The 6,627-nt window shown below is 53.9% G+C and carries 10 protein-coding genes and 1 riboswitch; of the genes, 5 read left to right on the forward strand and 5 right to left on the reverse strand.

Going from position 1 to position 6,627, the window contains the following annotated elements; genetic code table 11:
• Nucleotides 1-18: 18 nt before the first annotated feature.
• The 4 genes from J3351_RS11120 to J3351_RS14360 all read right to left on the reverse strand — a co-directional run bounded on the left by J3351_RS11120 (nt 19) and on the right by J3351_RS14360 (nt 4,391).
• Nucleotides 19-1,215, reverse strand: coding sequence for a bifunctional 3,4-dihydroxy-2-butanone-4-phosphate synthase/GTP cyclohydrolase II (locus J3351_RS11120; protein WP_207697750.1), 1,197 nt, complete (start codon nt 1,213-1,215; stop codon nt 19-21).
• A gap of 12 nt (nt 1,216-1,227) precedes the next feature.
• Nucleotides 1,228-1,869, reverse strand: a complete 642-nt coding sequence (locus tag J3351_RS11125; RefSeq protein WP_173016743.1) for a riboflavin synthase — start codon at nt 1,867-1,869, stop codon at nt 1,228-1,230.
• Nucleotides 1,833-2,957, reverse strand: coding sequence for a bifunctional diaminohydroxyphosphoribosylaminopyrimidine deaminase/5-amino-6-(5-phosphoribosylamino)uracil reductase RibD (ribD, locus tag J3351_RS11130; RefSeq protein WP_207697751.1), 1,125 nt, complete (start codon nt 2,955-2,957; stop codon nt 1,833-1,835). Before ribD ends, J3351_RS11125 begins: the two co-directional genes overlap by 37 nt.
• A gap of 151 nt (nt 2,958-3,108) precedes the next feature.
• Nucleotides 3,109-3,223, reverse strand: a riboswitch (FMN riboswitch).
• Nucleotides 3,224-3,596: 373 nt separating this feature from the next.
• Nucleotides 3,597-4,391: a rhodanese-like domain-containing protein gene (locus tag J3351_RS14360; protein WP_337926898.1), complete on the reverse strand. Its 795-nt coding sequence runs from the start codon at nt 4,389-4,391 to the stop codon at nt 3,597-3,599.
• A 196-nt stretch (nt 4,392-4,587) separates the two neighbouring features.
• Between J3351_RS14360 and J3351_RS11140 the strand changes: the two genes are divergently transcribed.
• The 5 genes from J3351_RS11140 (at nt 4,588) to J3351_RS11160 (ending at nt 6,584) form a co-directional block, all read left to right on the forward strand.
• Nucleotides 4,588-4,782, forward strand: coding sequence for a transcriptional repressor (locus J3351_RS11140; protein WP_197037414.1), 195 nt, complete (start codon nt 4,588-4,590; stop codon nt 4,780-4,782).
• The gene (locus J3351_RS11145) at nt 4,763-5,272 is read left to right on the forward strand and encodes a ferritin (protein WP_242699393.1); all 510 of its coding nucleotides are present in this window, start codon (nt 4,763-4,765) and stop codon (nt 5,270-5,272) included. Before J3351_RS11140 ends, J3351_RS11145 begins: the two co-directional genes overlap by 20 nt.
• 124 nt (nt 5,273-5,396) lie before the next feature.
• Nucleotides 5,397-5,555 carry a nitrous oxide-stimulated promoter family protein gene (locus J3351_RS14365; RefSeq protein WP_112146289.1) on the forward strand — a complete coding sequence of 53 codons (159 nt, stop codon included), beginning with the start codon at nt 5,397-5,399 and terminating at the stop codon, nt 5,553-5,555.
• 68 nt (nt 5,556-5,623) lie between these two features.
• On the forward strand, nt 5,624-6,238 hold the full coding sequence (locus J3351_RS11155; protein ID WP_156060487.1) for a class I SAM-dependent methyltransferase: 615 nt from the start codon (nt 5,624-5,626) through the stop codon (nt 6,236-6,238).
• A 1-nt stretch (nt 6,239) separates the two neighbouring features.
• Nucleotides 6,240-6,584: a GGDEF domain-containing protein gene (locus J3351_RS11160; RefSeq protein ID WP_097771444.1), complete on the forward strand. Its 345-nt coding sequence runs from the start codon at nt 6,240-6,242 to the stop codon at nt 6,582-6,584.
• Here J3351_RS11160 and J3351_RS14370 read toward each other — a convergent pair.
• Nucleotides 6,581-6,627: potassium-transporting ATPase subunit F (locus tag J3351_RS14370; protein ID WP_207697752.1), on the reverse strand; the 47-nt coding region annotated here is incomplete at its 5' end. The two genes, J3351_RS11160 and J3351_RS14370, sit on opposite strands and share 4 nt — an antisense overlap.

Consider the following 6,627-nt stretch of genomic DNA (forward strand, 5'->3'; position numbering starts at 1 on the left):
TAAATACCTCTTTCGTTGTTAATATTCCAGAAGATGCCCCATCCGTGCCTGCTTCGTTTTCAGGTAAAACAGGTCATACGGGGTCGCCGTCATCTGAATGGGTACGCGCTCGGAGATATCCAGCCCAAACTCGGAGAGCTGATATACTTTGTCCGGGTTATTGGTAAGCAGGCGCAGGCTTTTTACGCCAAGTTCCCGGAGGATCTGCGCGCCGAGATAATACTCCCGTTCATCTCCATGGAACCCCAGAGCGAGATTGGCTTCCAGCGTATCCATGCCCTGCTCCTGAAGTTCATAGGCACGCAGTTTGTTGATCAGACCGATGCCCCGGCCTTCCTGCCGCATATAGAGCAGGATACCCCGGCCTTCTTTTTCGATCTGCGTCATGGCAGCGGCCAGCTGCTGGCCGCAGTCACAACGCAAAGAGCCAAATGTATCTCCTGTCAGGCATTCCGAGTGGACGCGGCACAGAATATCCTTTCCATCGCCAATGTCACCTTTTACCAGTGCAATGTGATGCTCTCCGTTCAGGCGGCTCACAAAACCATACGCTCTGAAGGTGCCATACTTGGTGGGCAGGTTCACTGCCGTCACCTGATCGACCAGTTTATCGTGACACTTGCGGTACTCCTGTAAATCACGGATGGTGATGAATTTGATCTGGAAACGCTCTGCCAGCTTTGCCAGTTCAGCGGTGCGCATCATCGTGCCATCCTCCCGCATGATCTCGCAGCACAGGCCGCATTCTTTCAGCCCTGCCAGACGGCACAGGTCAACGGTTGCTTCCGTGTGACCGTTGCGCTCCAACACACCGTTCTTTTTTGCCAGAAGGGGGAACATATGGCCCGGTCTGCGGAAATCTTCTGCTTTTGCGTGATCGTCCACACAAGCCATCGCCGTAATGGAACGCTCTGCGGCAGAAATGCCCGTAGAAGTAGAAACGTGGTCGATGGACACCGTAAATGCCGTTTCATGGTTGTCGGTGTTATACTGCACCATCTGCGGAAATTGCAGCTTCTGGACGAAAGCCTCGGACATCGGCATACAGATCAGACCTTTGCCGTGGGTCGCCATAAAGTTGATGTTTTCGGTGGTGGCAAATTCGGCAGCACAGATGAAGTCCCCCTCGTTTTCACGGTCGGGGTCATCCGTTACCAGAATGATTTTTCCTTGCTTCAGGTCTTGCAAAGCTTCGGGGATGGTATTGAAGTTCATCGTAAACTCTCCTTAAAAGCCGCAGCGCAGCAGCATTTCTTTTGTGAGCGTGTTTTGCTTCGGTGTTTCTGATGGAAGCAGCCTCTCGATATATTTTCCAACAACATCGGTTTCCAAATTGACAAAATCCCCTTTGTGCCGTTGGTTCAGGTTCGTTTGACGGACGGTGTGCGGTATCGTGGACACGGAAAAGCCCGTAGGTTCCACCGCAGCCACGGTCAGGCTGATACCGTCTATTGTGATAGAGCCTTTTTCAACGACATAGCGAAGGATCGCAGAATCTGCATGAATGGTGTACCAGATAGCCGTATCGTCTTTTCGGATATTAGCAATGCGTCCGACGCCATCCACATGGCCTGCTACGATGTGTCCGCCAAAACGTCCGTTGGCCGGCATGGCACGTTCCAGATTGACAGCACTTCCAACGGTGAGCTGTGCAAGTGCAGAGCGGTTCAAGGTCTCGTGCATGACATCCGCAGCAAAGCTATCCGGGAAGAGCTGCCTGACGGTCAGACAGATGCCGTTGACGGCGATGCTGTCGCCGATTCTGGTTTCTTCCAGAACCGTTTTTGCACGAACAGTCAGTACGGCGGAATGCTGTCCCCGATTGATGGATTTTATTGTTCCGACTTCTTCCACGATTCCGGTAAACACGGGTACTCCACCTCACTTTCGATCAGGAAATCTTTGCCAAGCTGTTCCAATCGGCTGTTCTTCAGGCGGAATGCAGCATCCGGAAGCGGGACACCTGCACCCTCAATGGGTACTTTGGCATCCCTTCCTCCGAACAGCTTCGGGGCAATGTAAGCCTGTACCTGCTGCACGATGCCGCTTTCCAGTGCAGACCAGTTCAAGGTTCCGCCGCCTTCCAGCAGAATGCTGTCGATCTGCTCCTGCCCCAGCTGTTCCATCAGTTGCAGAAGATTCACATGACCGCAATGCGCTTCCAGACAAAGGACCCGGCACCCGGCCTGTTGATATGCCGCCTGCTTCTCCGGGTCGCCGCAGCAGGTCGCAAGAATGGTCGGAACCTGTTTGGCGGTCATGACCACCTGTGATTGCAGCGGTGTCCGCAAATGTGTATCACAGATGATCCGGACGGGATCACGACCACCCTCTATCCGGCAGGTCAGCAGCGGGTCATCTGCTAGGATGGTTCCGACTCCCACCATAATGCCGCGGAATCGGTGTCGCTGCCGTTGAACATGATTCCGGGCAATTTCCCCGGTGATCCATTTAGAAGCGCCTGTGTATGTGGCGATTTTTCCATCCATCGTCATGGCGTATTTCATGGAAACGAAAGGGCGTTTTGTGGTGATATAGTGGAAGAACACCTTGTTCAGCGCATCGCATTCCTCTTGCAGAACATTTTCGGTCACATCTATGCCGTGTGCGCGCAGGATTGCAATTCCTTTTCCAGCCACCAGCGGATTCGGGTCAGCAGAACCCACGACCACCCGGTGGATGCCTGCACCCAGAATCGCATCCACGCAGGGCGGCTGCTTTCCGTAATGGCAGCACGGCTCCAATGTCACATACATGGTCGCTCCCTGCGGATCTTCGGTGCAGGATGCCAGCGCATTGCGCTCCGCATGAGCCTGACCGTATTTCTGGTGCCAGCCCTGTCCGATGATCCTGCCCTCTTTTACGACCACGGCACCCACCATCGGGTTGGGCGATGTCCACCCGCAGCCCTTTTTTGCAAGCTGCAAAGCCAGACGCATATAGTCTTTGTCGTTCATCGTGTTGCCTCCAAAAGAAAAAGCCCTGAACAAAAACGTTCAGGGCAAGCCGAAAAAACACAAGGGATCCTTGTGCAAAAAAGAAAGCTCCAGAATGCAAACGCATCCCAGAGCAGCCTCCACAAGCGCAGGACCGTACGGGTTCTGCACTTGATATCTTCTTTCATCCAGACTGTACTGTCGGCTTCGGAGTTTCACCGAATCATGCCTTACGGCTCGTGGGCTGTACCACCGGTAGGGAATTGCACCCTGCCCTGAAGATTTCTGATTCAATTACAGCGGCATTATAGCACGGCTTCTTTCGGATTGCAAGGGCATTCTACAAACCGGGACGAAACCGGGATGAAGCGAATCGCTACAACAATAAAATCACATCGTCCGTAGGACAATGTGAACGGAGAATCCAAAGGGGCGCGGGTCGCCAGTGGCGACCTCAAAATGCGTTGCATTTTGAAGCGCTTGACCGAGCCGACAGGCGAGAGCAGCGCCCTTTGGCACACGACTTTGCTTGCAAAGTCTATTCCGAACAAGACGGTACGAATGGGAGGTGCTGGAAATGGCAGCAGAAAAGACTAAGGTCTACACATGAAGGTAGATACCACTGCCATTGAGCAGGAGATCGCCGCCTATGAGAAGCAGCTACGGCAGCACTACTCCACAAAATCCCGGCTTATGGAGGAGATCGACAGCCTTGACCCGGACGACCGGCACTTTATCGCCCGAAAATCTGACCTTGACGACCGCCTTTATAAGATGTACGATAAAACCGAAGAGGTGGAAAATGGACTGATGGATGCCCGGGCAAAGAAGCAGGCCATTGAAGCCGACAAAATCACAGGCGACAACATCTATAAGATCCTGATTTGCTTTGACAAGCTTTATGCCACCATGACCGAGGCGGAACGCCGCAGACTGGTGGAAATTTTGATCGACGAGGTGCAGATCTACCCGGAACGCCAGCCTAATGGACAGTGGCTGAAGTCCGTCCGGTTCAAGCTGCCCATCATCGACCATGACCTTGAATTGAATTTGGACAATCAGGATCGTGTCGAAGTCGTAGACGCTCTGATACCCCAGCGCCAGCAGCTTTTGTGCAGCATCCTTGCTGCGGCGGCCGCTGCGGCAGTAGATCAGCAGCGTCGCCTCCTTATCGGGCAGCGTCTCGGGCATTTCGCTCCCGATGCTCTCGTTGGGCACAAGGACGGCGTTTTCAATATGCCCGCCATCGTATTCCTCCCGGGTGCGGACATCCACCACCACGATCTCCTGCGAGATCATCATCTCATAGGCTTCCTCGGCGCTGATCTTATGATACGCCGCCTTGCCGGGAGCGTCCTCCTCTGTCGGCACCGGCTTGTCCTTGGTTCCCCCGCAGCTCACCAGAAGCAGTGCAAGCACGGCGGCAAGTGCCGCGAAAAGCAATATCTGACGCATAATCAACCTCCAATGCAACTGTGTTTACTGCTGATACAGTTTATATTGAAATATAACAGATACAGTTAAAACTGTTAAGGTACTTCGAGGCAGCTTTTGGCGCACAAGCCCTTTGTGGTTGTTGACAGAGAAAAAAATATAGGTATAATAAAAGCAAAATAATAAGACTCATTCTTGCATTTAGAGGGTTGGCGGTATGCCAAAATACGCAGAGGAGATATTGGCCGCCGTAACGGAGCTGCAGCAGCATCCCAAGGCGGAGCAGGTGTTCCTGGAGATGAAAAGGGAGCATCCCAGCATCGCTCTGGGTACGGTATATCTGCCCCCCTGCCGGGAGCAGGAAAAAGACAATCTTATGGAGGAGAAGTATTATGAACGCAAACGTATCTAAGCTGCTCAACGAGCAGATCAATAAGGAGTTCTACTCCGCCTATCTGTATCTGGACTTTGCCAACTACTACGCCGCCGTCGGACTGGACGGCTTTGAGAACTGGTACCGGGTACAGGCGCAGGAGGAACGGGATCACGCCATGCTGTTTTATCAGTATTTGCAGAATAACGGCGAGGGTGTCACCTTTGAGGCTATCGCAAAGCCGGAGTGGGAGCGAGGCGACCACATGGCTCCGCTGAAAAAAGCACTGGAGCACGAGAAGCTGGTCACCGCCAGCATCGATGCCATCTACGCCGCCGCACACGAGGTCAGGGACTTCCGTACCATGCAGACGCTGGACTGGTTCATCAAGGAACAGGGCGAGGAGGAGAAGAACGCCGCCGACCTCATTACCAAGATGGAGCTGTTCGGCGGTGACAGCAAGGGGCTGTATATGCTAAACAGCGAGCTGAAGGCACGGGTCTACACCGCGCCCTCGCTGGTGCTGTAAGCCCCGCGCGTCTGCGGGCTTTCGCATCAGGCAAAAGGCAGACTGCATACAGGTGGTCTGCCTTTTCTTCCACCAGACGGTTAGATTGTGCTAACTGCGTATAAAACAGAAAAGACTTCAGAACTTGAACAAGGAAAAGGAGATTGAAACCGTTACCCTCATGGTGCGCCGGTATTGTTGTGGCGTGCATGGGACAAGGGGTGAGGCGCTTTGTCCGGCGTGCAATGCACTGCTGGAATACGCCAGAGAGCGGCGGGACAGATGCCTGCACGGGAAAATTTAGTGGCACTTTGAATCCTTTCCGAGAGGCACAATGCGGCAAAAAATAAAGAAGAGATAAGGGCAACGGCTATGAAAGAACGAAAGACCTTCTGGGACAAAAATGCCGGTCGTTACGACCGCTTTATGCGAAAGGATCGGGCGGCATACGAAGAGATGTATAAGCTGATCCGACCGGTGGTGAAAGCCAAAACGGTGCTGGAGCTGGCGACCGGCACGGGACTGATTGCAAAGCACATTGTGAACGCGGCAGCGCACATCGAGGCGACGGATGCCTCTGCGGAGATGATTGCAGAGGCCAAGCGTGATAACCACTCTGCCAAGCTGCACTTTTCCGTGCAGGATATGTTCCGCCTTCCCTATGCGGATAAGTCCTTTGATGTGGTGATCGTGTCCAATGCGCTGCACATCGTGCCGCAGCCGGAAAAAGCCCTACAAGAAATCAAGCGGGTGCTGAAAGAGGACGGCGTGCTCATCGCGCCGACCTTCACCCACGCGGGAAACTCGTTTTCCGGCAAGGTCAAGGCATTTTTCATGAAGCTGGCAGGCTTCCCTCTCCACAGCAGATGGACGAGCGAGGAATACCTGCGTTTCCTGCGGCAAAACGGCTGGACGGTGCGGAAAAGCGCTGTCCTGAAAGCTTCGTTCCCGCTGACCTATGCCGAGTGTGTAAAAATGGAGGTGTGATATGGATCTCAACGGCTTGAAGCGCTGCAACGACTGCTTCGGCTATGCGGCGGGCGACGCCCTGATCTGCCGTGTAGCTGACGCGCTGAACGATGTGTTCCCCGGTGAAGCCTGCCGCATCGGCGGGGACGAGTTCGTGGTCATCTGCTGCCCGGTCACGCAGGAAAAATTTGAACAGCAGGTGGAAGCTCTGCGGGCGGCACTGGTCCGCCATCAGGTGGATGCAGCCATCGGCTCGTTTTGGCAGTCGTTGGTCGAAGACCTGCCCGCCTTCCTCCGCGAAGCCGACGACCGGATGTACAGGGAAAAAGAACGCCAGAAGCGCGCAGCGCGGCCCTCGGTTTAGGCGAACCGTTCTGGATACAATAAAACATATAATAAATAAGCAG

The sequence above is a fragment of the Faecalibacterium sp. Marseille-Q0746 genome, assembly GCF_017377595.1.
GTDB lineage: Bacteria > Bacillota > Clostridia > Oscillospirales > Ruminococcaceae > Faecalibacterium > Faecalibacterium duncaniae.

Bases quoted from the DNA above. Each gene is read 5' to 3' on its own strand.
- J3351_RS11120 (WP_207697750.1), bottom strand. From the start codon at position 1,215: ATGAACTTCAATACCATCCCCGAAGCTTTGCAAGACCTGAAGCAAGGA.
- ribD (WP_207697751.1), bottom strand. From the start codon at position 2,957: ATGAACGACAAAGACTATATGCGTCTGGCTTTGCAGCTTGCAAAAAAG.
- J3351_RS14360 (WP_337926898.1), bottom strand. From the start codon at position 4,391: ATGCGTCAGATATTGCTTTTCGCGGCACTTGCCGCCGTGCTTGCACTG.
- J3351_RS11140 (WP_197037414.1), top strand. From the start codon at position 4,588: ATGCCAAAATACGCAGAGGAGATATTGGCCGCCGTAACGGAGCTGCAG.
- J3351_RS11145 (WP_242699393.1), top strand. From the start codon at position 4,763: ATGAACGCAAACGTATCTAAGCTGCTCAACGAGCAGATCAATAAGGAG.
- J3351_RS11155 (WP_156060487.1), top strand. From the start codon at position 5,624: ATGAAAGAACGAAAGACCTTCTGGGACAAAAATGCCGGTCGTTACGAC.
- J3351_RS11160 (WP_097771444.1), top strand. From the start codon at position 6,240: ATGGATCTCAACGGCTTGAAGCGCTGCAACGACTGCTTCGGCTATGCG.